This window comes from Pseudomonadota bacterium (assembly GCA_039815145.1).
Taxonomy (GTDB): Bacteria; Pseudomonadota; Gammaproteobacteria; order Steroidobacterales; family JBCBZW01; genus JBCBZW01.
On sequence record JBCBZW010000084.1, the window covers coordinates 1 to 22,115 of the forward strand.

The following is a 22,115-nucleotide window of genomic DNA, read 5'->3' on the forward strand; positions in this document are numbered from 1 at the left end:
ACTCGCCGCCGCGGAGCACACCACACGAACAGTCCCTAACCCAACTTAACCAGCCCCAACACCGCACCTTCCTAGGCTGAGCACACGTTTTGCTCACTCCAGGAAATCTCCATGCGCCCGGCCACCGTGACCGCCCTGGTCAACGCCCTGATGGTCTCGTTCGTCTCTCACCCCATCGTGGCAGCCGAGCGCGCGAGTGCCGAGTTCACCGTCCGCGACTTTCGGGTGGAGGGGCTACGCCGCATCGCCGAAGGCACCGTGTACAACTACCTGCCCATCAACATCGGCGATGACCTCAACCGGCAGCGACTGCGCGAGGCGATGCGCGCCCTGTACGCCCAAGGGTTCTTCGACGACATCGTCCTGCGCCGCGACGGTGACACGCTCGTGATTCAGGTGCGCGAACGCCCCACCATCGCCAGCTTCGACCTGAGCGGCAACAAGGACCTCAAATCCGAAGATCTCCTCGCCGCCCTTCGCGATGCGGGCATCGCCGCGGGCCGCGCCTTCGATCGCTCGGTGCTCGATGCGGTCACCCAGTCGTTGACCCAGCAGTACCTCTCGCAGGGCAAGTACGCGGTCAGGGTGGATACGTCGATCACCGAACTGCCGGACAACCAGGTGAGCGTGCAGGTGGCCATCGAGGAAGGTCCGCGCGCCCGTATCCGCCAGATCAACCTGGTGGGCAACAAGGCCTTCGACGACGATGAGCTGCGCCGCGAGTTCACCCTCAACACCCCCAACCTGCTCTCCTTCCTGCGCAAGGACGATCGCTACGCGCGCGAGGCCCTCGAAGGCGACCTCGAAGCCCTGCGCTCCTTCTACATGGACCGGGGCTTCGCCACCTTCGCCATCAACTCCACGCAGGTGGCGCTCTCACCGGATCGCCAGGACGTGTTCATCAGCGTCAACCTCGATGAGGGGGATCGCTACCGCGTCGCCGACGTGCGCCTCTCCGGCGATCTCGTGCTCCCCGAGGCCGAACTCAAGGCGCTGATCCAGGCAAGGCCCGGCACCGTGTTCTCGCGCAAGCTCATCACTCAGAGCGCCGAGCTCATGAGCTATCGCCTGGGAAGCGAGGGTTTCGCCTTCGCCGACATCAATCCCATCCCTGAATTCGATGATGAGGCGCGGGAGGTCACGATCAACTTCTTCATCGATCCCGGCAAACGCACCTACGTGCGTCGCATCGAATTCACCGGCGCCACGACCATCGACGACGATGTGCTGCGCCGGGAGATGCGCCAGCTCGAGGGGGGCTACCTGTCCAACGTGGCCCTGGAGCGCTCCGAGCAACGTTTACGACGGTTAGCGTTCGTAAACGAGGTGAGCACCGAGACCGTGCCCGTGGCGGGGAGCGATGACCTCGTCGACATCGAGATCGACATCCTGGAGGGGCTGCCCGGCCAGTTCGGCGGCGGCATCGGCTTCTCGGGCACCCAGGGCGTGCTGCTCAACGGCAACTTCACGCACACCAATTTCCTCGGCCGCGGCACGCGCCTGGCGAGCGACGTCAACTTCGGTCAATTCGTGACCTCCGCCCAGGTGACGCACACCAACCCCTACTACACCCAGGACGGGGTGAGCCTCACGCTCGGCCTCGGTTTTCGCAACTCCCAGCAGTTCCTAATCGGCGGCTCGGACTTCGAGACCCAGACCCTGAACACCAGCATCGAACTCGGCGTGCCCCTCTCGGAGTTCAGCTTCTTCCGCTACGGCCTGAGCTACCAGGATGCTGACCTGGTGACCTCAATCGGCAGCTCCGACCAGGCGCAGGAATTCGTGGAGAACAACGGCAACACCTTCTCCATCACGGACGATGTTCAGGGCACCAACTTCCGCACCCTGGAGGGATTCCTGGGGTGGGGGCGTGACACGCGCAATCGGGTGATCTTCGCCACTCGCGGCTCGCGCCAGCGCCTCACGTTAGGGGCCACCGTGCCCGGCAGTGAAGTCACCTACTTGACCGCGCGCTACGACTACCTGAAGTACATCAACCTGCCCGGGCGCTGGGCCCTGCGCTCGAACACGGAGCTCGCCTACGGTCAGCCCCTTGGCGACACGACTGACCTGCCCCCCTTCAAGAACTTCTTCGCCGGCGGTCCCGGCTCCGTACGCGGCTATCGCAACGGCTTCCTGGGCCCCCGAGACTCGCTGAACAACCCCTACGGCGGCAACGCCAAGCTCGTCTCCCAACTCGAGCTGCTGATCCCCACACCCCAGAACTTCGGCAACAGCACGCGACTCGCCCTGTTCTACGACGTCGGCAACATCTTCTACACCGGGGATACGCAGTTCTGTTCCGACGAGAACAGCGAGGGCGATCGCTTCGGCACCTCCTGCATCACAGGCGTGACGCTGGAGGACTACGGTATCGATCTCGGTGACCTACGCAGCTCCGTAGGCATCGGCGTGGAGTGGCTCGCCCCCCTCGGCACCTTCCGCTTCAGCTTCGCCCTGCCCTTGAACACCGATCCCCTGGACGAGATCGAACGCTTCCAGTTCTCCGTCGGTCAGACTTTCTAGGGCAAGGACATCCTCGCCCGCGCGGTCAGTCCGGCTGAGGGATCAGCATGTACCCCGCGCCACGAATGGTGCGGATGAGAGAAGCATCGCCCTTGGAACGCCGGGCCAGCTTGCGCCTGAGGTTGGCCACGTGAACATCGATGCTGCGATCGTGAGGTCGGTAGCGCCGACCGAGGGCACTGTGCATGAGGACCTCGCGCGAGACCGACGTGCCGACGGCATCCGCCAGGCAGCACAGCACCATGTACTCGGCATCCGTGAGGCTCAGGGCCTCGCCATCCAGCGCCGCGGTGCGCTTCAGGCGATCGATAGCCAGAGCACCCACGGCGGTGATCGGCGCATCGACGAAGGGGATCGCGGGAGTCTCAGCGCGACGCAGGATCGCCCGCAGGCGAGCGGCCAGTTCACGCAGGCTGCACGGCTTCGCCAGGTAGTCGTCCGCGCCGGACTCCAGACCGATCACCCGATCCACCTCGTCGCCCTTCGCCGTGAGGATGAGCACACGGGGAGCCCCAGCTTCCTTGCGCACGCGCTGCAGGACTTCGTGACCGCTCAGGCGCGGGATCATGATGTCCAGCACTATGGCGTCCACGGGCCGGCGGCGCAGGTACTCTAGGGCGGCCTCACCGTTGTTCACTCGGTCGGTCTCGAAGCCATCCTGGTTCAGGTACTGGGCCACCATCGCCGCGAACTCACGGTCGTCGTCCACCAGGAGAATCGTCTTTGGGGAAAGGGGCATCTCACCTACGTCCAGCGGCCTCGGGGCGACAGACTGATCCGGCACCGCGGCTGTTTCCCCACCCCGAGCACCATCAGCCGTTGCTGCGCCGACAGACTGTAAGCAGGGCACGCCTGCGTACGGTCAAGTTTCGTGAAGAAGATTAAAAAAACGTCTGACCCCCGGGCGTTCGCCGCCGCCCCCTCGGTGGCCGCCTGAGACGAAGCATGACAAAGCCTTACGCAGGCTCACGGGCCACCCGACTAGGCTCTCTTCGGCGCGAACGACAGCGCTGCCAGTTGGCTGAAGGAGACCCCACGATGACTCGACACGCCCTGCAGGCTGCCCTGCTGGCGCCGCTACTGCTGACGCTCGCCGCCTGCGGATCGAACGACACGGACGATGATGACGACTTCCCGAATCCCGCCACCGTCCGCGGCCTCCATGCGATGGCGGATCTGGACGCTGTCACCTTCGTCATCGAAGAGGAGGATCTCGACCCCCTCACCCTCGCCACGCTGTCCTTCAAGTCCGCCTCCGGTCTCGAGGGTTTCGATGAGCAGGAGTACACCCTGCGCTTCGAGATCCTGCTGCCCGATGAGAGCGATCGGAGCACCATCATCGAAACGGATGTGGAGGTGGTCGATGACATGGTCTACAACCTGGTGCTCGCGGGCACCTTCGCCGCGCCGGAGCTCTTCGTGTGGGCGGAGCCCTTCCGCGACTGGGTGGACGAACTCGATGACGCGGACGACAACGACGAAGACATCACGGTACTGGAAGTCGCCTTAGGTCACGCCGCCCAGACCCTTGGCCCCGTCGATGTCTACCTGGAATCGCCGGGCACCAGCCCCAACTTCGCCACCCCCTTCGCCACCCTCGCCTACGGTGATCATCAGCTGCCCATCGAAATCGACGAAGACACCTATCAGCTGGTGATGACGCCCGCCGGCGATCCCGAGACGATCCTCCTCGCCAGCCAGGAGATCATCCTCGATGCCGCGACCTCGCAGCTGTTCGCCGTGCTCGATGACGGCGGGGTCACCACCGAGGCCTACACCATTCGCCAACTGGGCAGCAGCTTGGGCGTGGATCTGACGGACCTCGATGCCGAGTCGGTCCTGAGCGTCGTGCACGTGGCCACGGGCACCGACGCCCTCGACGTCTACGACGCACGCGACCTCGCCGCCCCGCTCGTCACCGATCTTCCCTTCGCCACGCGGTCTGACACCGTCACCCTGGCCGACGATCGCCTCGACCTGGTGGTGACCCCCACCGGCAACCCCGGCGCCTTCCTCGAACAGCGTTCGAGCGATGTGGATCCCGCGAGCTACACGCGCCTCTACCTGCTCGGCCTGCCCGGGGATCTGCAGAGCGTGCCTCTGGACTACGACACACGCACCTTCGCCACCCACGCCCGCGTGCGCCTGTTCCACGCGGCCGTTCGCTTCCGCACCTTCGACGCGTACCTCGTCGGTCCCGAAGTGGACATCACCCTCGCCAACCCGACCTACGGTGACCTACTCTACGGCACCGGCACGGGCCTCGTGCGCACGGACCCTGGCGAGTACAACCTGGTGCTGACCGAAGCGGACACGAAGAACATCATCGCCGGCCCCGAGCAGGTGGTGCTGGAGGCGGGTGAGGTGATCGAGTGGGTGGTCGTGGATGCGCCGGATATCACGCAGGCGGAGATCCTGGAGTTCGAGGGCGAACGTTAGGGATCCGGTCACCCTCCGCCGGCCCGATCGACTTCAACGCAGGTGGGCTCACCGACGTGGTGCTGAGCGCACCCACCCCGCCCGTGAACGGCGACCGCCTGTCGGGGCAGACCTTCGTCGTCTTTGGGCGCTCGCCGTAGCTCACAAGTTCGATGGCCCGATCGCACTCGCGCACGATCGGGCCACCTCGGCACCTACTCCTACGGATCGCAAGCCTGCGACGCCGCGCTCGGGCCCGGCGGGCCGAAGAACAGATTGCGCATCGTTCCGGAGTCGAGGAAGTTGATCACGCCATCGCCGTTGAAGTCCGCGTCAGCTTCCCAATCGGGCGACTCCGGGGTGGCAAAGAAAGCGGACTTCAGCAGCCCTAGGTCGAGGAAGTTCACGACGCAATCGTTGGGCGAGGCGATGTCGGGGTCACAGGCGTTACCGTAGCCGTCGCCATCGGTATCGAGCTGACGTGGATTCGGCACCAGGAGGCAGTTGTCGAAGAACGCCCCCACGCCATCGCCGTCCGCGTCGTCGAAGTCCTCGCCGAGGGGCAACGTGGTGGTCTCGAGGGTGAGTACGCCGCTGTCGTCGTCCGTCAGGGCCGCTTCCCAGGTCACGAGATTGCCGTCCGCGAGGTTAGCGATCTGTGGCGGTAGCGAGAGCTGGACGCGTTCACCGGCGCCGAGATCGAACTGCCAACGCAGCGACTCGAAGGACTCGCAGGAACTCGAGAAGCCTCCCTCAGCACACGACCCCACGCCATCGAAGGGGCCGGTGATGTCGGTCTCCGCGAGGCTGTTGGCCCCATCCGGGTAGCGCAGGACGACCTCACCGCCGAGCACCGGCGTGAGCAACGTGTTGGTGACCGTAAGCTCGACGGACACCGTGTTACCCCCTCGGGCCGGGACGGGCGAGGCGCTCAGGTCCAACGCCAACGACCCCTCGGGCCCGACGCGACCCGTCTCGGACGCCTTGCGCTCGGTGAGCGAGAAGCCCTGGGTGCCGCTGATGCGGGCCTGCGACTCGAGCAAGGTGCCCGCGTTCACCGGCCCTGCCAGCACCTCCACCACGCGCTGGCCGATGGCCCCGGCGGGCAGGGTACCGAGGGGCCAGGTGACCACTCCATCCGCTTCGACACCGCCCTCGGTGGCCGACAGGAACGTCACCTCCGGTGGGAGTTCCAGCGTCAGCGTCGCGTCCGTGACACTGGTCGGCGAGCTGTTGCCGTAGCGCACACGCAGGGCCGTGCTCTGGCCCGCAGGCAGCGGGTCGCGGACATCGTCGATCCCCAGGGTGAGCGGTGGCGCTTGCACCAGCGGCAGCGCCTGCGACTCGAGCGTGAGCGCACCGCTGTCGTCGCGCAGCTGAGCTTCCCAATCGACCACCGCACCGGCGCCGATGGAACCTAGCAGACTCGTTGGCAGGGAGACCAGCGAGGTTTGCCCCGGGTTCAACGTGCCGATGGGCCAGTTGAGGAACTCGAACTCCTCGCAGGACGAAGCGAATCCCGCCTCGGCGCAGGACGCGGTGTCGAAGGGCCCGGCGATGAAGTCCTCGTCCAAGCTCGCCACCCCGGCGGGGTAACGCAGACGCAGGGCGGCGCCGAAGACAGGGCTGAGGGAGGCGTTGGTCACCGTGAGATCCACCAGACCGTCCGCGCCGGGGTCGAGGGGCCTCGGATTGCTCTGCAAGGCCAGGCGCAGCGCGCCCCGGGGACCAACACGGCCCGTCTCAGACACCTCGCGCACGACGGGCTGGAAGTTCTGCGTGCCCGCGATGCTGGCGGCCGACTGCAGCAGCGTGCCGGCGGTGACGGAGGCGGCCTGCACCACCACGCGCTGCTCGCCGACCGAACCCGCCGCGAGGGTGCCCAAGCTCCAGCTCACGGTGCCGTCGACTTCCACGCCGCCGCCCGTCGCCGATACCAAGGCGAGATCGTCGGCGAGGGCGAGGGACAGGGTGGCATCCGTGACGCTGCTCGCGGAGCGGTTGCCGTAGCTGAGCACCAGCGTCGTGTTCTGCGCGGCGGGCACAGGATCGGCGAGGTCGGCCAAGGTCAGCGTGAGCGGCGGCGCCGTGCTGACGGTGAGGGTCTCGGTCTCCAGGGTCAGGCTGCCGCCATCCTCGCGCAGCTGCGCTTCCCAGCCGATCAACGCGCCCGGCGCCACACCGCCCGCCAGGGCGACGGGCAGGGAGAGCAGGGCCGCCTGGCCAGGATTGATCGTGCCGAGCTCCCAGTTGAGGAACTCGAAGGCCTCGCAGGAGGAAGCGAAGCCGTCCTCGGCGCAGGAGCTTGCGGCTTGGTAGGGACCGTCCATGAGGGTCTCGGCGACGCTGGCCGCGCCATTGGGGTAGCGCAGGCGCAACACGGCACCGAACACAGGCATTAGCGTATCGTTGGTGACCGTCACCGTGAATAGCGCATCCTCACCAGGGTCGATCGGAGAGGGGTCTGCCTGCAGCGCCATGCGCAACGGCGCCCGGGGCGCGATGCGGCCGACCTCGAACACCTCGCGCTCGGTGGCCGCGAAGTTCTGCGTGCCCTCGATGCGCGCATGGGATTGGAGGAGAGTGCCTGCGGCGAGCGGGTCCGCCGCCACCTCCACATCCTGGCGCCCGCTCGCCCCAGGGGCGATCGTGCCTAGGTTCCAGGTCACGACACCATCCACTTCCGTCGCGCCACCGGTGGCCGACACGAAGTGGGTGCCTGGCGCCAGGGTAAGCGACAGGGTGGTGTTGGTGACGCTCGCCAGCGACGTGTTGCCGTAGCGCACCGTGAGCACGCCACTCTCGTTCGCGGGGAGCGGGTCGCGGCTGTCGTCGAGGCGTAAATCTAGCGGCGGCGTATCCGCGATCGCCAGCGTGAACGCCTCCTGCGTCAGGGCGCCGCTGTCATCAGCAAGCTGCACGTCCCACGCGATGACATCGCCGCTATCGGTCGCGCTGAGCAGGGCCGTGGGCAAGGAGGCGGTCACCGCCTGGCCAGGATTGATCGTGCCGAGGGGCCAGCGCAGGAACTCGAAGGCCTCGCAGGAAGCGGCGAAGCCATCCTCGGCACAGGAGGCCGCCGCGTCGAAGGGGCCATCGATGAGCGTTTCGGCGCGGCTGGCCACCCCGGCGGGGTAGCGCAACTGCAGCGCAGCGCCGAAGACAGGTGTGGGCGTGGGGTTGCTCACCACCATCTCGACCAGCGCGGCCCTATCAGGATCGTTCGGTTGGGGGTTGATCTGCAAGGCCATGGCGAGGGAGCCCTCGGGGCCGACTCGCCCGGTCTCGGCTGCCGTGCGCGACGTGCTGGCGAAATTCTGCGTGCCACTGATCTGCGCCGCCGTGGCCAACAGGCGGCCAGCCGCGACGGCGTTCGCTTGCACGGTCACGCTGCGCTGGCCCGTCGCGCCCGCTGCCAGGGCACCGAGATTCCACGTCACCACACCCGCGTTCTCCACTCCGCCCCCGGAGGCTGAGAGAAAGGTCACGTCGCCCGGCAGGGTGAGCTCGAGGGTGGCGTTGGTCACGCTGGCCGTCGAGGCGTTGCCGTAGGTGAGGTCCAGCACGAGGAGATCGCCGGCGGGCACCGGGTCGCGGTCCTCCGCGATCGCGAGCGTGAGCGGCGGTGTGGCGCCGGCCACGACCAGGCCCGCTACATCACTCGCCAGGTCGTTCGCATCGTCGAAGACGGTGGCTTGCCAGTCGATGACCTGGCCCGGCGGCGCGCCGCCGATGACGGTCGCCGGTAAGGACAGCAGCACGACCTGGCCGGGATTCACCGTACCGATATCCCAGCGCAGCACTTCCCCTGGTTCGCAGGAGCTCGCAAACCCCAGCGAGGCGCAGGAGGCACTCGCGTTGAAGGGACCGCCGATCAGCGTCTCCGCCAGGCTGGCGACGTTGTCCGGGAAGACCAGCGTAACGCCGAGATCGGTCTCCGGCGCTGGCCCGTCGTTGCCCACGGCAATCTCGACCAGCGTCGTCTCGTTCGGCGCTGAGGATCCCGGGTTGACCTGCACCTGCAGCTGCACGGCCGCCTGGGCGAGGGAGGCCGTCAACAACAGGGTCGGGATAAGAGATGCAGCGAACCGATTCGTTAGCATGGATCGCGCCGGCGGAGCGACGCTGGGATTGGAAATCGTCGAAGGCTGAGATGAGGTCATGGGGGGCTCTCCAATGCCATACCTGCAGAAATCGAGCGCGCGCGAGGGTGCCCCGGCCTCTGCGGGCCGCGCACGCGCACCGGCGCTCGGTGATTGGAATGCCGCCGCTAGGGGACGCGGCGGCCTAGGGGTAGAAAACGGTCGAGCGAACGCTGGCGCGTCGTCATCCGTCGAGGGCGGGACGTCGGCGGGTGAGCCTGACGCCCGACACGGTGCCGAGGGCGGTGAGCAACAGCCAGGCGGCGCTCGGCAGGGGCACCACCGCCGGGTCGGAGATCACGATGCCCGCATCGGCGAAGCTCACCGACTGGCACTGGAAGTTCACGGCCGACACGAAGCAGCCCGCGAGCATGGCGCCCACGGCATCGTCACCCCGGGCCATGACGGCGGTGGTGCCGGCGGTGAGTGCGACGAAGGTAGCCGTGGCGACATCGCCAGGGCCCTCCAGCCCGTTGAAGTCGCCGAAAGCGAAGCCGTCGACGAAGCCGCCCTGGGCGTCGATATCGCCCACGCGGCCGAAGTCCGGGTCGCCGAAGGGGAGCGGATCCCACGAGACCAGGTCGAGCAGCAACGGATCCCAGAGTACGTCGACGCCGCCGCCCAGGGTGGGATCGCCGGTGAAGTCCATCGCCAGGGTGATCGTGAACACCTCACCCACCGTCACTTCCACATCGCTGTCGAAGCCCACGGTGGCCGCCTCTACGCTAGTCGCGGCCAGACCGAGGGCGGCCGCCGCGGTGATCAGCACGCCGCGAGATCGGCGGGTGCGCGTGCTCAGTGCTTCAAAGTTCATCGTCCTACTCCTTGTGCAACGTCGAACTGTTGATGTCGGCTCGCCCGACTTCACCAACGAAGTGCGGGCACCCCTCGGAGAATTCCCCGGCACTGTGACCAGAGGCAATGTCAATCGCCGGACACTTACGCAAGCCATTAATTTCATTCACGTTATGATTCTTGTTGTCCGTATTTGGACAGGACCCCCGGGCGCGGTTTACCCGGTCGCGAGGAATGCAGTATCTTGGCGCTCCCGGTGCGAACCCGAAGCCGGTGTGCGCACTGAACGGTGGCGAGCGCTCGGGGGCGCCAGGTGGGGGTCATGGACGACAAGAAGCAGCACAGCACTGCCAAGAAAACCACCGTCGTGTTGTCCCGCGGTGCCCTCGAGGAAGCGCGTGTAGCGCTCGAATTCAAGCAGGCGACCATCGCCTTTCGAATCCTCGAGAAGCATCCGGAGCTCTACGACAATCCGCCCCACAAGCTCGTGTGGCGCGCATTCAATGGGCGCAATATCCAATCGGACAAGGCCGCGCTCATCGCCGAGGCTCTGCACGTTCCGCTCGAACAGTTGTTGTCGAAATCCGGCGACAGCGCCCCTGACGACGCGGACGACGCCGAGACGCCCAGCACCGCGGCGCCAGTGACACCGCCGCCGGCCGCCGAGGGAAGCGTGGAAGATGCGACCGTGGCCGGGACCCGGCATCGCACGGCGCCGCTGCTCCTCGCCGCCGCCGCGCTGTCGGTCGTCGCCGCCATCGTCATCGGCGTGCGACTCGCGTCAGCGCCCGACACCACCGACGCGGCCACACCAAGCCGCCTGCAGCCACGGGTCATCGTCGCCGACGTGCCAACCGCCTTCGCCTACGCCTTGCGCGGGGCTCTGCAGGAACACTTCAGCGGTGCTGAGTTCATCACCGCTGGCCAAGGCATGCCTGGCATCGAGGACTTTCCTCAATTGGTGGCGTTCGCGGGCGGCGGCCCCGTGCTCCACATCGGTCATCGACCCAAGGGCTTCCATGCCTTGTTCGAGTTCACCCTGGCCACGGACTCGGCATCACGGCGCCTCTGGTACGCCACAGAGCGCTCGAGCGCACTCGACGCCGACGTGGCCCAACGCGTAGCCGACGGGGTGGCTGCGATCCTCGCCCCGTCCGCCGACCGCACGAGCGATTCCGCCCAAGGTACCCATCAGGTGCAAGCGATGGAGAGCTACCTGGGCGCCCGCCAGGCCCTCGACATCGAGCCCGAAGGTGACGCAAACGCCCTGCGTCGCGTGTTTCAACTGGCTCAGGCCGCCGTGGACCGGGATGACGGCTTCGCCCTCGCCTACGCCGTGAAGTGCGAGGCGCTCGCACGCCTGTATTGGACCGACAGCGATCAGTCGTTCCTCCCCGACGCCCAAGCCGCGTGCCGCCGCGCCCACGAACTGGCTCCCGACAACCCCTACGTCGCCGCCGCTCGCGCGCAGTTGCTCATTCGAGAGGACCAACCCCAGGCCGCGCTGGCCCTGATCACCCCCGTGCTCGACCAGCATGGCGAGCACGTCGATCTGTTGCTGGCGGCCGGCCGCAGCGAGTTCTCCCTCGGCTACCAAGGCGTCGAAGGGGCGCTCCAACGCGCCGTCGACCACGCCGAGATGGTGACCTCCCTCGAACCGGAGTTCTACGTCGGCCACTTCTGGGCGGGCACTTACAGCTACTTCGCGGGCGACCGGGCCGGGGCGATCCCCCACCTGCAGCGCGCCGCCACCATCAACCCGCAACCGGTGGTGCTCAACAACTTAGCGGCCCTGCTCACCTGCGCCGGCGAACTCACTCAGGCCGAGGAGACCTCGCGCACGCTGATGGCCCTCGACCCCTCCTCGCCGCTCGGCCCGGAGTCGCTCGGCAAGGTGCTCGGCCTGCGCCACGAGCACGAACAGGAAGTACACTTTCGAGAGATGGCCTTGCGCCTCTACGGCGATGCTTCACCGGACATCTACGAGGTGTACACGCTCCTCGGCGATGCCTATCGCCGCGCCGGTCGTCCCGCGGACGCCACCACCGCTTACGAACGGGCGCTGCAGACCGTGCTCCGCGACCGCGCACGCGCCTCCGACGACGCCTCGCTGATGGTCGCCCACGCGATGCTCCTCGGCCGCATCGCATCGACCCAGACGCCACCGCCCTCGGAGATGGCCGACACCATGGCGCAGATGCGCGCCCTCCTCGATCAGGTGGATATGGATAGCCTTTCGGTCTCGGGGCAGGTGCAGATGGCCCAGTCCTACGGACTGCTCGGAGAAGAGACCTTGGCCGAACATCATTGGCGCGCCGCGAGTGCTGGGTGCGCGGCGTACGAGACCCATCCCGATCGGGGCTCAGTGGATACCCTGCCCGGGTTGCAAGCCACGAACCGGATCGCGCCGTGAAGCTCGTCTCTCGGTGGCAGTGAGGTCTCCGCGGCTAAGCGTCAAGCACCCAGCGATACCTTCGCACCGCGCGCCACCGGCTCGTCACCTCTCCCCGATCAGGTCACAAAACCCACCTGAACCGACCACTGAACTGCGAGCCATCCCGCGTAATCAGGACGCCCACGGACCCGTCCTGTCGGGTTCCAGGTATGGTCCTGCCAAACCAATGGCGGACAACGCGCATGGGGCGCCATAGATCCGCCGACGACGGGGTCCGACGCATGAGCTACTTGCCAGCCGTCCCAACTGAGCACAACAGTCGACGCTCAGGCGCACGCCTTCGGTGAACCGCCGTGTGGAACGCGCGTTACTTTTTCATCGGCGACGGCCTGCACCTGCTGACCTTCATGGTGGAACAGGGTCTGAGCGTGATCGGCGCTCGGGTACCCGGCGCCTACGTCGACAGAGTCCGCGAGAGCTACGACATCCCCGATCTCGCCACGTGGCAGGACAAAGCCGGCCTGGTCGCCGACCTGCAGCGATCGCCCTTCGACGTGCTCATCTCGTGTGGCAACCCCTTTCTCATACCAACTGAAGCGCTGCATGACGACCAGCGCAAGCTGGTCAACGTACACCCCTCATTCCTGCCCTACCTGCGTGGTCCCTATCCGCTAAGCGGGGCGCTGCTCCACGGCAGCGGCGCTGGGGCGAGTCTGCACCGAATGACGCAAGTGGTGGATGGCGGTCCCCTCATCGCACGGGTTGCCCTCGAGGTGAGCCCCGAGATGGACTGGGCGCTGCTGCACCACCTGACGAGCGATACCATCCTGGAGGCGTTCACTCAGGCCTTTCACCGCGCCTTTGAGCCGGATCCAGCCTTGGGCAACGTCGGGCCAGGCAGCGACTTCCGCGTCGAGGAGCGAGACCTGGAATTGGACGTGCGCGGCGACTTGGCGCAAACGCTCACCCGCATCCGTGCCTACGGTCAGCCGGGTCTCGGCATGCGGTTTACCCACGATGACACGCGCTACGTCGTCTACCGCGCCGACAGCTTTCGCAACGACGTCCTCGCGCGAATGCACGCGTCTCGAGAGGACGGCACGGTGGTGAGCGTTTACGGTAGCACCGTGATCGTCAAAAAGGGCGACCAGTTCTTGCGCCTGAGCGACGTGCAGCCGCTGGAGGCGGCACCGCCCTCGCTCGCCCTACACCCGGGCGCACCGCTAGCGGATCGCGCGGCGTCCTAGCCTTTCGGAGGCGAGCGGCGAGTTCGCTCAGCACGGAGCGAACTCAGGCCATTCCGCTTACACGCTCCCCTCGAACCCACTTCCCTCAAGCCAGCGTTAGCTAGATTCAAAGGTCACACCTCAAGGAGGTGATGGGCGGTGAACGTCAGGCGCGCGAACAGGCCGTGGGCACTCGTGGCTATTTGCAAGGTGACCCTCGCGCTCTTCGGATTCGCGTGGACGGGCGCAGTCATCGTGCTGCAAAGCCGATTGGTCCCCGCGTGTTACCACGGCACACCGGACTACACGCTGCACGTCACGGTACCGTCCTTGTTGCTGGCGCTACCGATCGCCGCGGCGGTCGCGCTGCTGGAGCCTCGACGGCCGTTGCCCAACGCCGCGGTGTTCGGCACTCCCGGTTGGACCCTTGCGGGCCTGACCGTCGCCCTCGCCGACATCGGAGACTGGTCGCTGCAGGAGACGGCTACCTACCTGGCCCCGCTCTACGTGACGCCGGCCCTGTTCGTCATCACGACCTGGGGGTTGCTCCAGCTGCGACGATCACGCCGACGCGTGAATAGCTCAGTAGATAGCCACTAACCGCTCGGAACCAGGTTATGTCACCCGCGAGTGCTGCGCTCGCAGCATCATGCTACCCACCGGTCCCAGGCGGCGGGTTTCGGTGAAGACGCAAAGCGTATAGGGTATTTCGGCTAGTGTCAGAACTAAGCGATAAGAACTTAAAGCTGATAGGGGAACGAAAGAGAATGAAGAATATTGGTGGCTTGCTGGTGCTCCTCGGCGCCGGCTCCTTCGTGCTGAACATGCTCGGTCGCGAGTTCACGCTCATCATGTGGATCGACAACTGGGGGCCCACGGTCGGCCTCGTGATTCGCATCGCGATGATCGTCGTCGGCGCAGGCCTCTTCCTGCTCGGCGGCTCGCAGGATGAGGCGGAAGAGGCCGGCAGCACCTAGCGCCGATCTCGCAGGGATCGTGGGCGAATCGATTCGCGCGCGACCCCGGGACTTGCCCGATAGCGTCGTAGCCTGACTCACCAGGCTGCGACGCTCTCTCAGGAACGACTACTTCGGAGAGGGAGTTGACTGATCTGGTGTATCCGGCCGGAGCGCGAGCGCAGTCATCGGTGGCACGCTCGTGTTCAGCGTGATCCAGCTCGTCAGCTGAGGCGACGGCGCTCACGTAGCGCTCGCGGCGCATGGCGTCGTAAGGTAGGGGTGGAGCCGCGAACGTGCTCGCGGCGATGGTCGAAGGAACGCACCACCCCACACGCTGAGCGAGATCAATCCCATGGCTACACGGACGATTAGTCGGCAGCAGCTCGCCCCCCTACTCGCGATCACCGCCGCGTGCGCGCTGTACGCGACGACACCTCCCCTCGCCCATGCGTCGCCCCAGGACGACGACGGCGACGGCATCGACAACGCCCAAGACAATTGCACGCTAGTCGCCAACGCCGACCAACGCGACAGCAACGACGACGGCTTCGGCAACGCCTGCGACCCCGACGTCAACGACGATCTGATCGTCGACGTTGCCGACCGCGACATCGTGCGCGAACGCCTGTTCACCGACGATGCCGACGCCGACTTCGACGGCAACGGCATCGTCAGCGTGCCTGATCTGCGCATCCTGCGAGACTACCTTGGCTTACCCCCCGGGCCCGCCGGCGAGCTGGCGGCTCCCTACGACTGCACACGCCACCGCGAGGGCGCCGCCGACGTGGTCTTCCAGGAGGAGTTCGCGCACGTGATCGACCCGCTCAGCCGCGTCGAGTCGCTGCCCCACATGGCCGCCCTGCCCGTGGGCGACCCGGTGGACAAGCTGCTGCTACTCATCCCCGGTACAGACCGCGGCTACTACGGGGACGAGCAGGAGGACAGCGGCCCCGAGGTCTACCAGGACTTCATGCGCACCGCCGCCGCTGGTGGCTACCACGTGATCGGCCTCGTCTACGTCAACGAACTCCCCACCTCGCACTACTGCCTGGGCGATGACTGGTGCTACGGCCTCCTGCACCGGGAGATGCTCCTCGGCGAGAACTTCCTGCCCCTCGAGGACTTCGTGATCCCACGCGAGAACTCCATCGAGGGACGCCTGGTGAAGTTCCTCGAGTACCTCGGCTGGCGCCAGTTCCTGCGCGAGGACGGCCTGCCCCAGTGGAACAAGATCGCCGTGGCCGGCCACTCCCAAGGGGGCTCCCACGCCGCCTTCACCGGCAAGGTCTACGGCTTGGATCGTTCGCTGATCTTCGCCGCGCCGAACGCCGGCACCTGGAGCCAACGACGCGAGGACAACTTCGAGACCCCGGTGGAAGCCTACTTCGGCTTCACCAGCATTCACGACTTCCCCCTCTACAGCGTCAACTCCCGCGCCTGGACGCAGCTCATGATCCCGGGCCAGCAGGAGTTCGTGGACACGGGCACACCGCCAGCGAACGATTCCAATCAGCTCGTAACCAGCATCTGCGCCGCGCGCGAGGGCTTCCCCGAAGGCACCCCGCCCAACGAGGACGGCACCTGCCCCGCAGGCTCCAACGAGCACAGCATGATGGTGGTGGACGAGTTCGTGCCCGCCACGCCGGAGGGGGAGCCCCTCTACCGGGACGTGTGGTGCTACATGCTGAGCTCGCCGATCCCCGAGTAGCGGGCGACGCGGGGCGGACGCCCTGGTCCGCTTGCTTGGGCCTTCCCCGTGCTGCAACATCTCGCTCTGGACGAGCGGGAACGCAGGCCTTACCGCCGTGGTAGATCGCGGCCCGGGCGTCCTTTCGTCCCTTGTGCGACTCATCGATCCCGACATGACGCCTGGGCCCGCACTCCTCGACGCCCTCCCACCACGACAGCCACGACCCATGAGTACGGTAGTCCTTCGCATCGGCGGTGTGCCGGAGCACTTCAATTTCCCTTGGCGCCTCGCCCACTCCGCCCTCGGCTTCCAGGCGACCACCGTGGACTTCACCTGGACCGACTACTACGGCGGCACAGGCGTGATGCGCGAGGACCTGCACCGGGGCGACATCGACCTGGCGGTGATGCTGACCGAAGGGGCCGTTGCGGACATCAACGAAGGCCCGGGGCTCAAGATCGTGGGACAGTACGTGAGCAGCCCACTGCACTGGGGCGTGCACGTACACAGCGAGCTCGGCCCAGCGTCAGCCGAACAGTTGATCGGCCATCCCTTCGCCATCAGCCGCCGGGGATCGGGGTCGCACCTGATGGCTTACGTGTACGCCAAGCAGAAGGGCTGGGACCCCGGCCAGCTCCGCTTCGTCGATGTACAGGACTTGGCAGGCGCTCGGCGTTCTCTAGGCGCCGGCGAGTCCACGGTGTTCCTGTGGGAGCGGTTCACGACCGCGCCGGTCGTGGACGCGGGCGAGTGGCGATGCATCGACATCTGCTCAACGCCGTGGCCGAGCTTCGTGGTGGTCGGCCGCGAGGACGTGCTGAAGGCTCATCCTCATGCCGTCGAACAGTTGCTGGCGCAGATGCACCGGTACCTGACGGAGACTGCCGAGCAAGAGATCATCCACCTGATCCACCAGGACCTTGACCTCAAGCTAGAGGATCTGCGCACTTGGCTGGCGCAGACCGAATGGGATTGCCAACCTCGCATTCGCCGCGACACGCTGATGGCCACCGAATCGACGCTGGCGGCGCTGGGGCTGGCCGACCATCGGCTGCCGCCGGAGGCCTACGTCGCGCCCTTCACGCAGTTGCTGTAGACGAGCTCTCCGCCCGGCGCTCAATCCGGACCGATCTCGCGAATCTCGCTCACCCCGGCCTCTTCCTCCGTGCGCCAACGGCCATGGCACCTCGCGAATAGCTCCGCGTGACGGTGCGATGTGAACACCTCGACCTCCTCATCCTCATCGCGAGCACGATGCGCGATGTCTTCCCACCCCCGAAAGTGATGCAGCAGGAGCGCGGACTCGTCGATCAACGCGTAGTGCTCCGGGAAATCACCGCAGAAGGAATGGGGGTGGAGATCGGCTCGATCGAGGCCTTGGTAGCCGGGGGCGAATAGGCACTTGAAGGCGTGAGCCGGGGGCGGGTTGTCGTGATCGGTCACCCCGCGCGTGAGGTGGATGTCGAACACGCTCTCGCGATTGACGCCTGGGGAGGCCCAGCGCTTGTCGAACAGCTGCTGGCGAATCCCGTACACCAGCGTGTCACCCTCCAGGGCATCGAGCACCGAGTGAATATCATCGCTCGCCTGGGGCACCAGCAACTCATCGCCGTCGATGAAGAAAAGGTAGTCGAAGCGATCCGCATAGTCGGCATAGACGATGCTGAGCCAGCGCAGCTGGCGGCGGATGTTGACGTTGTCCGGCAAGCGCAGAAACACCGGCGTGACCCTATCCGCAGGGAAGCGGGCCAGGCCCTCGCGCCAGCGATCGAGGATCTGCGCGTGACCGAGCGCTGCGTGATAGTCGAAGTTTGGCTTCTTCCACCACATGTATTGGCGTGGAGGACGGGTGAGCTCGCCGGTGACCGCGCGCTGAGAAGCGAGATCCCCCACGCTGTGGCGCACATCGATCCCGAGGAACACGTGGTCGACACCGAGGCGCAGGTGGTAGTCGAGCCACTGCTCGAAGAAACCCAGCTCGATGCGGTGGTGCAGGTTGGTGGCGATCGCGATGGTCGATGACATAGGCTGCTAGCCCGCACCTATCGGGCTGGGGAATCGATCCTCGGCTACGGCGGGATAAGCGCAGGATACCCGCCTCGCATGCGCCGTGGGAACGCCGGGACGGACTTCATCTACGTCAACGGAGGAGCGGTCGATCCCCTGCGGGCGTCGGTCGACGAGGCCCTCTTCCTCGCGCGCGTGGCGGTAGCGTTAAGACACCCAACTGCAACGCGCCGACAATCGATGATCGACACTTCGCTCTGTACCGCAACACCCCCACACACGCGAGGGCCAGTAGCCGTCCCGACACTGACGGTGACGGCACTGCTGGTGAGCCTGCTCCTAGCGTTCTCCGTAGCCAGCGCCAACCAGGCCTACACCGGATTCAAGCGGCCACCGTTACCCGTATCCGCCGAGCAACCACTCGCCTCGAAGAGGATCATGGTGCTGGGGCGGGAGATGGCCTACGTCGAGGCGGGCGAAGGCGATCCCATCCTGTTCTTGCACGGGGTACCCACCTCTTCCTACTTGTGGCGCAACGTCATGCCGCACCTCGAGGGGCAAGGGCGCGTCATCGCCGTGGATCTCGTGGGGTTCGGAGACTCCGAAATGCCCGCATCGGCGCTGGGCTTTGAGGAGCACTATCAGCAGCTGGCCGCGTTCATCGCCGCGATGGACCTGGATCCCCTGACGCTCGTCATGCACGACTGGGGCTCGGCCCTCGGTCTGCACTACGCGCGCTTGCATCCGAACAAGGTCCGAGCCATCGCCACCATGGAGGCGATCGTCGCCCCCACCAAGCCGGCGACGAGCTACGAGGCCTTGCGACGCGGGACGGCCGCCTTCTTTCGCAAGGTGCGGGAGCCGGTCAGCGGCCGCCAGGCCATCATCGACGACAACTACTTCATCGAGTCAGCCCTACCGCAGGCCATCGTGCGTCCCCTGCGCCCGAGCATTCACGAGCGCTACCGCGCGCCCTTTCGCACGCCGGCCTCCAGGCGGTTTCTTGCGATGTGGCCCGAGATGATGCCGATCGGCGGCATCCCCGCGCGCACCCACGAGTTGGTGTCCGCCTACAACCAGTGGCTCGAGCAGACAGACCTGCCCTGGCTGTTCCTCTACGCCCGCCCGGGATCGCTCAACCCGCCGAGCACCGCCGACTATTGGACGGCACGCGCGAAGCACATCGAAGTGGCCTACATCGGGGTCGGCAGCCACTTCGTGCAAGAGGATCAGCCGTATGCCATCGGACGCGCGTTGTCCGATTGGTACCGGCGGCGCGTCGCGACGCTCGAGTGAGCGTGGGTCGCTCAGGGCTTGGCGCGACTCAACAGAAACTGCGCCAGCTGACGCGGGAAGGTCTCGCGCCAATCGGGGAAGTGCGTCGTGCCCGGAATGGTCCACAGCTGCGCTGACCCACCCGTCGCGCAGCCAGGGTACTCCTGCACGAAGGTGTCGCGACCCGCACGCTCCTCCACCAGGTCGCGGAGCGGCCGCACGAGCTGCGGCTGCAGCTCACAGCCGTTGATGCCGGCCCAGGTCTCGGCGGTGCCGCGGGCGCTCGGGTAGCAACCGGCGCCCGGGATGCAGCCGCCGTCGTACTGGATCACCGTGTCGGCGGTGCCATGCACCTGTGCCACGTGCACGGGCTCGGAGGCGACGCAGTCGATCGGGTCTTCCCACTGGGCCCCGGCGAAGCTGAACACACCGGCCACGGTGTCGGCATGATCACAGGCCATCCGGTGCGACATGAAGCCGCCGTTGGAGTAGCCGGTGAAGTAGATGCGCTTGGGATCCACCGAATAGGCGGCTTGCGCCACGTCGATCAGGCCGCGCAGGTAACCCGAGTCGTCCGGGTTGCTGAAGAACGCGCAGCAGGCGTCGGTGCCGTTCCAGTACTGCAGCCCGAACAGATCGGGCAGGCCGTCGGGGGTAACGAGAATGAAGCCGCGCGCATCGGACTCGGGGATCAGGCGGAAGAAATCCTCCTGGCTGTTGGCGTCGCCGCCGTAGCCGTGCAGCTGGATGATCAGCGGCAGCGGGTCGCCGTCGTTGATGGCGGGCGGCAGGTGCACCTGCACGAGGCCGCGGCCGGCGTCGATGAACTCGTCGATCTGCGCGTTGGCGCTGGGGGCCAGGAGGCTTGTCGCGAGCAAGGCGCTCACGATGTGGAAGCGGGTGTTACGTAATAGCACGGAAACGTCCTTGTGTTGCCATAGTCACCGCCTCGCCGCCGACTGGAATGCACGCAAGGCTCGATACGCCCTCACCCTACCCTTCGCACCCCACGTGGGTCACCCCCAACGGCGATATAGAAGTTGGGTTGCCCTCGGCAAGACACCGCGCGATGCTGACACGATGCAGCACCCCAGCGTACTCGTCGTCGTCGATATGCAGCTCGTCGCCTTCGACGGCAAGATCACCCCGCCCATCAATCGCGGTCAGAGCGTGCTCGACAATACGGTGCGGCTGCTACAGGTCTACCGCGCCGCGGGTGCCGGCATCCTGTACCTGCAAACCTGCGCGATGCCGGGTCGCCCCTACTCGAAGGATCAACACGGCTGGGAGCTGCATCCGGTGCTCGCGGTTCGGGACGATGAACCCGTGGTTTACAAGCTAGGCTCCAGCGGCTTCGAAGGCACCGACCTGCACACCGTGCTCGGCGAGATGGGAGCACAGCGGCTGGTGGTCTGCGGCATCTGGAGCCAGCACTGCGTCGCCAACACCGCGTTCGATGCCGCCGAGCTCGGCTACGCCGTCTGCGTTGCCAAGGATGCCCACGGCACGGTGGATGCGGATGATGGCGCCGCAGACGCGGTGGTGCGCGCCCAGAACGAGGGGTTTCTCGCCCGGAGCTTCGAGGTGTTGGACACCGCCGAGATCGAGGCACAGCTGTCGCAGCAGCCCCGGGACTGATCACCCAGCGCGGTGCCGTACGTAGTGGCCGGCATGCGATACTCGTCCGCGAGGGGCCTCGCCACCTTTAGCGGCACGGTCCGTTACATCGACGCTATGGCGATGAGGAGACGGTAAGGCATTGAGTAGGCGAGCACTACAATCCGCGCATCACTGGGCGCGAGCCGCCATCACCATCGGCTGCGTACTGGCGAGCTCTGCGATAGCGGCGACCTTCCCCACGGGCGAGCGCGACATCGTGCTCCTCAGCCAGGCCGGGGAGGAGCACGTGATCGGCACCGCCACCTTCACGCCCGCGAGCGAAAAGGACGGTCACTACCGCTACGTGCTGGCCATGGACTACGAGACGTTCAAGGACTTCTTCCTCTCCATGAAGGAGATGAAGTGCCTGGAGAGCGCCAAGGAGCTCATGTGCCACCTCGCCTACCCCTACGAGAACCCCCGTCTGGTCAGCGCCGAGGACTTCGGCTGGATGGCCCTCGACCTGCTCTTCATGTTCAAGCAGCCGAGCGAGTTCGGCGCCAAGCTGTGGAACGGCGTGTACTTCGACATGGCGCTGAAGGACGGCGTGATCGCAGGCGCAGCGCAGGCGGTTGACCTCAACCTGCTAGCGGCGCCGCCGGAAGATCCGACGGCGCACCCGCTACCCCCGATCGAGCGCTACGAGATGGACCCGACGGAGCGTTGGTTACCTATTATCGAGATTCGGTAGACCGTCGAATGCCGGTCGCCCGCGGGCGTCAGTAGCCCCGTGCCAGGTTGGCCGTCGCCTTGTCGATTGCTGACTCGCCGTAGCCGACCAGGATCCCGTCGACGAACACCAGCGGCGTCGTCTCCTCTTTGGTGGTCTTGCCGTCGCTCTTGCGATGGTGGGTGCGGTAGTAGAGCACTTCGAACACGTCGCCGTGGCGGTCGAAGGCCTCCTTGAAGTCGGGTTGGCCGAGGTCGGCGACCACCCGGGCCTTGCTCGTCCCGAGGTAGAGGTTGTCGATGTAGCTGTCGTTGGTGCGCTGTACGGTCTGCCATTGCTCGCTCTCGCCGTCA

The 22,115-nt window shown here is 66.4% G+C and carries 17 protein-coding genes; 11 read left to right on the forward strand and 6 right to left on the reverse strand.

The features are described 5' to 3' along the window. Positions 1-111: 111 nt before the first annotated feature. Entirely contained in the window at positions 112-2,526 is a 2,415-nt protein-coding gene (gene bamA / locus AAF184_17595) for an outer membrane protein assembly factor BamA (GenBank protein MEO0424157.1), read from the forward strand. 25 nt (positions 2,527-2,551) lie between these two features. Here the strand turns inward: bamA and AAF184_17600 are convergent, their stop codons facing one another. Continuing rightward, positions 2,552-3,265: a response regulator transcription factor gene (locus AAF184_17600; GenBank protein MEO0424158.1), complete on the reverse strand. Its 714-nt coding sequence runs from the start codon at positions 3,263-3,265 to the stop codon at positions 2,552-2,554. Between the two features lie 299 nt (positions 3,266-3,564). Here AAF184_17600 and AAF184_17605 point away from each other — a divergent pair, with 299 nt between their 5' ends. Then, entirely contained in the window at positions 3,565-4,965 is a 1,401-nt protein-coding gene (locus tag AAF184_17605) for a DUF4397 domain-containing protein (GenBank protein ID MEO0424159.1), read from the forward strand. 200 nt (positions 4,966-5,165) lie between these two features. Here AAF184_17605 and AAF184_17610 read toward each other — a convergent pair whose 3' ends face one another. Together AAF184_17610 and AAF184_17615 are read right to left on the reverse strand one after the other, a co-directional pair. Continuing rightward, positions 5,166-9,047: a hypothetical protein gene (locus tag AAF184_17610; protein ID MEO0424160.1), complete on the reverse strand. Its 3,882-nt coding sequence runs from the start codon at positions 9,045-9,047 to the stop codon at positions 5,166-5,168. A gap of 223 nt (positions 9,048-9,270) precedes the next feature. Then, the gene (locus AAF184_17615; GenBank protein ID MEO0424161.1) at positions 9,271-9,900 is read right to left on the reverse strand and encodes a hypothetical protein; all 630 of its coding nucleotides are present in this window, start codon (positions 9,898-9,900) and stop codon (positions 9,271-9,273) included. A 303-nt stretch (positions 9,901-10,203) separates the two neighbouring features. Between AAF184_17615 and AAF184_17620 the strand changes: the two genes are divergently transcribed. The 6 genes from AAF184_17620 to AAF184_17645 all read left to right on the forward strand — a co-directional run bounded on the left by AAF184_17620 (position 10,204) and on the right by AAF184_17645 (position 17,247). Continuing rightward, positions 10,204-12,294: a hypothetical protein gene (locus AAF184_17620; GenBank protein ID MEO0424162.1), complete on the forward strand. Its 2,091-nt coding sequence runs from the start codon at positions 10,204-10,206 to the stop codon at positions 12,292-12,294. A 335-nt stretch (positions 12,295-12,629) separates the two neighbouring features. Further along, positions 12,630-13,523 carry a formyltransferase family protein gene (locus tag AAF184_17625; protein ID MEO0424163.1) on the forward strand — a complete coding sequence of 298 codons (894 nt, stop codon included), beginning with the start codon at positions 12,630-12,632 and terminating at the stop codon, positions 13,521-13,523. 174 nt (positions 13,524-13,697) lie between these two features. Beyond that, positions 13,698-14,102, forward strand: a complete 405-nt coding sequence (locus tag AAF184_17630; GenBank protein MEO0424164.1) for a hypothetical protein — start codon at positions 13,698-13,700, stop codon at positions 14,100-14,102. Positions 14,103-14,269: 167 nt separating this feature from the next. After that, entirely contained in the window at positions 14,270-14,479 is a 210-nt protein-coding gene (locus AAF184_17635) for a hypothetical protein (GenBank protein ID MEO0424165.1), read from the forward strand. Between the two features lie 334 nt (positions 14,480-14,813). Continuing rightward, positions 14,814-16,169 carry a thrombospondin type 3 repeat-containing protein gene (locus AAF184_17640; GenBank protein MEO0424166.1) on the forward strand — a complete coding sequence of 452 codons (1,356 nt, stop codon included), beginning with the start codon at positions 14,814-14,816 and terminating at the stop codon, positions 16,167-16,169. Between the two features lie 208 nt (positions 16,170-16,377). Continuing rightward, positions 16,378-17,247: an ABC transporter substrate-binding protein gene (locus AAF184_17645; protein MEO0424167.1), complete on the forward strand. Its 870-nt coding sequence runs from the start codon at positions 16,378-16,380 to the stop codon at positions 17,245-17,247. A 20-nt stretch (positions 17,248-17,267) separates the two neighbouring features. Here the strand turns inward: AAF184_17645 and AAF184_17650 are convergent, their stop codons facing one another. Continuing rightward, on the reverse strand, positions 17,268-18,176 hold the full coding sequence (locus AAF184_17650; protein ID MEO0424168.1) for a hypothetical protein: 909 nt from the start codon (positions 18,174-18,176) through the stop codon (positions 17,268-17,270). A 294-nt stretch (positions 18,177-18,470) separates the two neighbouring features. Between AAF184_17650 and AAF184_17655 the strand changes: the two genes are divergently transcribed. Beyond that, positions 18,471-19,454 (forward strand): haloalkane dehalogenase, encoded by a 984-nt coding sequence (locus AAF184_17655; protein ID MEO0424169.1) that lies wholly within the window; start codon positions 18,471-18,473, stop codon positions 19,452-19,454. 11 nt (positions 19,455-19,465) lie between these two features. On the opposite strand, the gene AAF184_17660 is transcribed toward AAF184_17655, so the two are convergent. After that, the gene (locus AAF184_17660; GenBank protein MEO0424170.1) at positions 19,466-20,350 is read right to left on the reverse strand and encodes a PHB depolymerase family esterase; all 885 of its coding nucleotides are present in this window, start codon (positions 20,348-20,350) and stop codon (positions 19,466-19,468) included. A gap of 163 nt (positions 20,351-20,513) precedes the next feature. Here AAF184_17660 and AAF184_17665 point away from each other — a divergent pair, with 163 nt between their 5' ends. Both AAF184_17665 and AAF184_17670 read left to right on the forward strand, forming a co-directional pair. Further along, the gene (locus AAF184_17665) at positions 20,514-21,071 is read left to right on the forward strand and encodes an isochorismatase family cysteine hydrolase (protein ID MEO0424171.1); all 558 of its coding nucleotides are present in this window, start codon (positions 20,514-20,516) and stop codon (positions 21,069-21,071) included. A 121-nt stretch (positions 21,072-21,192) separates the two neighbouring features. Continuing rightward, positions 21,193-21,783: a hypothetical protein gene (locus AAF184_17670; protein MEO0424172.1), complete on the forward strand. Its 591-nt coding sequence runs from the start codon at positions 21,193-21,195 to the stop codon at positions 21,781-21,783. A gap of 28 nt (positions 21,784-21,811) precedes the next feature. On the opposite strand, the gene AAF184_17675 is transcribed toward AAF184_17670, so the two are convergent. Further along, positions 21,812-22,115: DUF3192 domain-containing protein (locus tag AAF184_17675; GenBank protein ID MEO0424173.1), on the reverse strand; the 304-nt coding region annotated here is incomplete at its 5' end.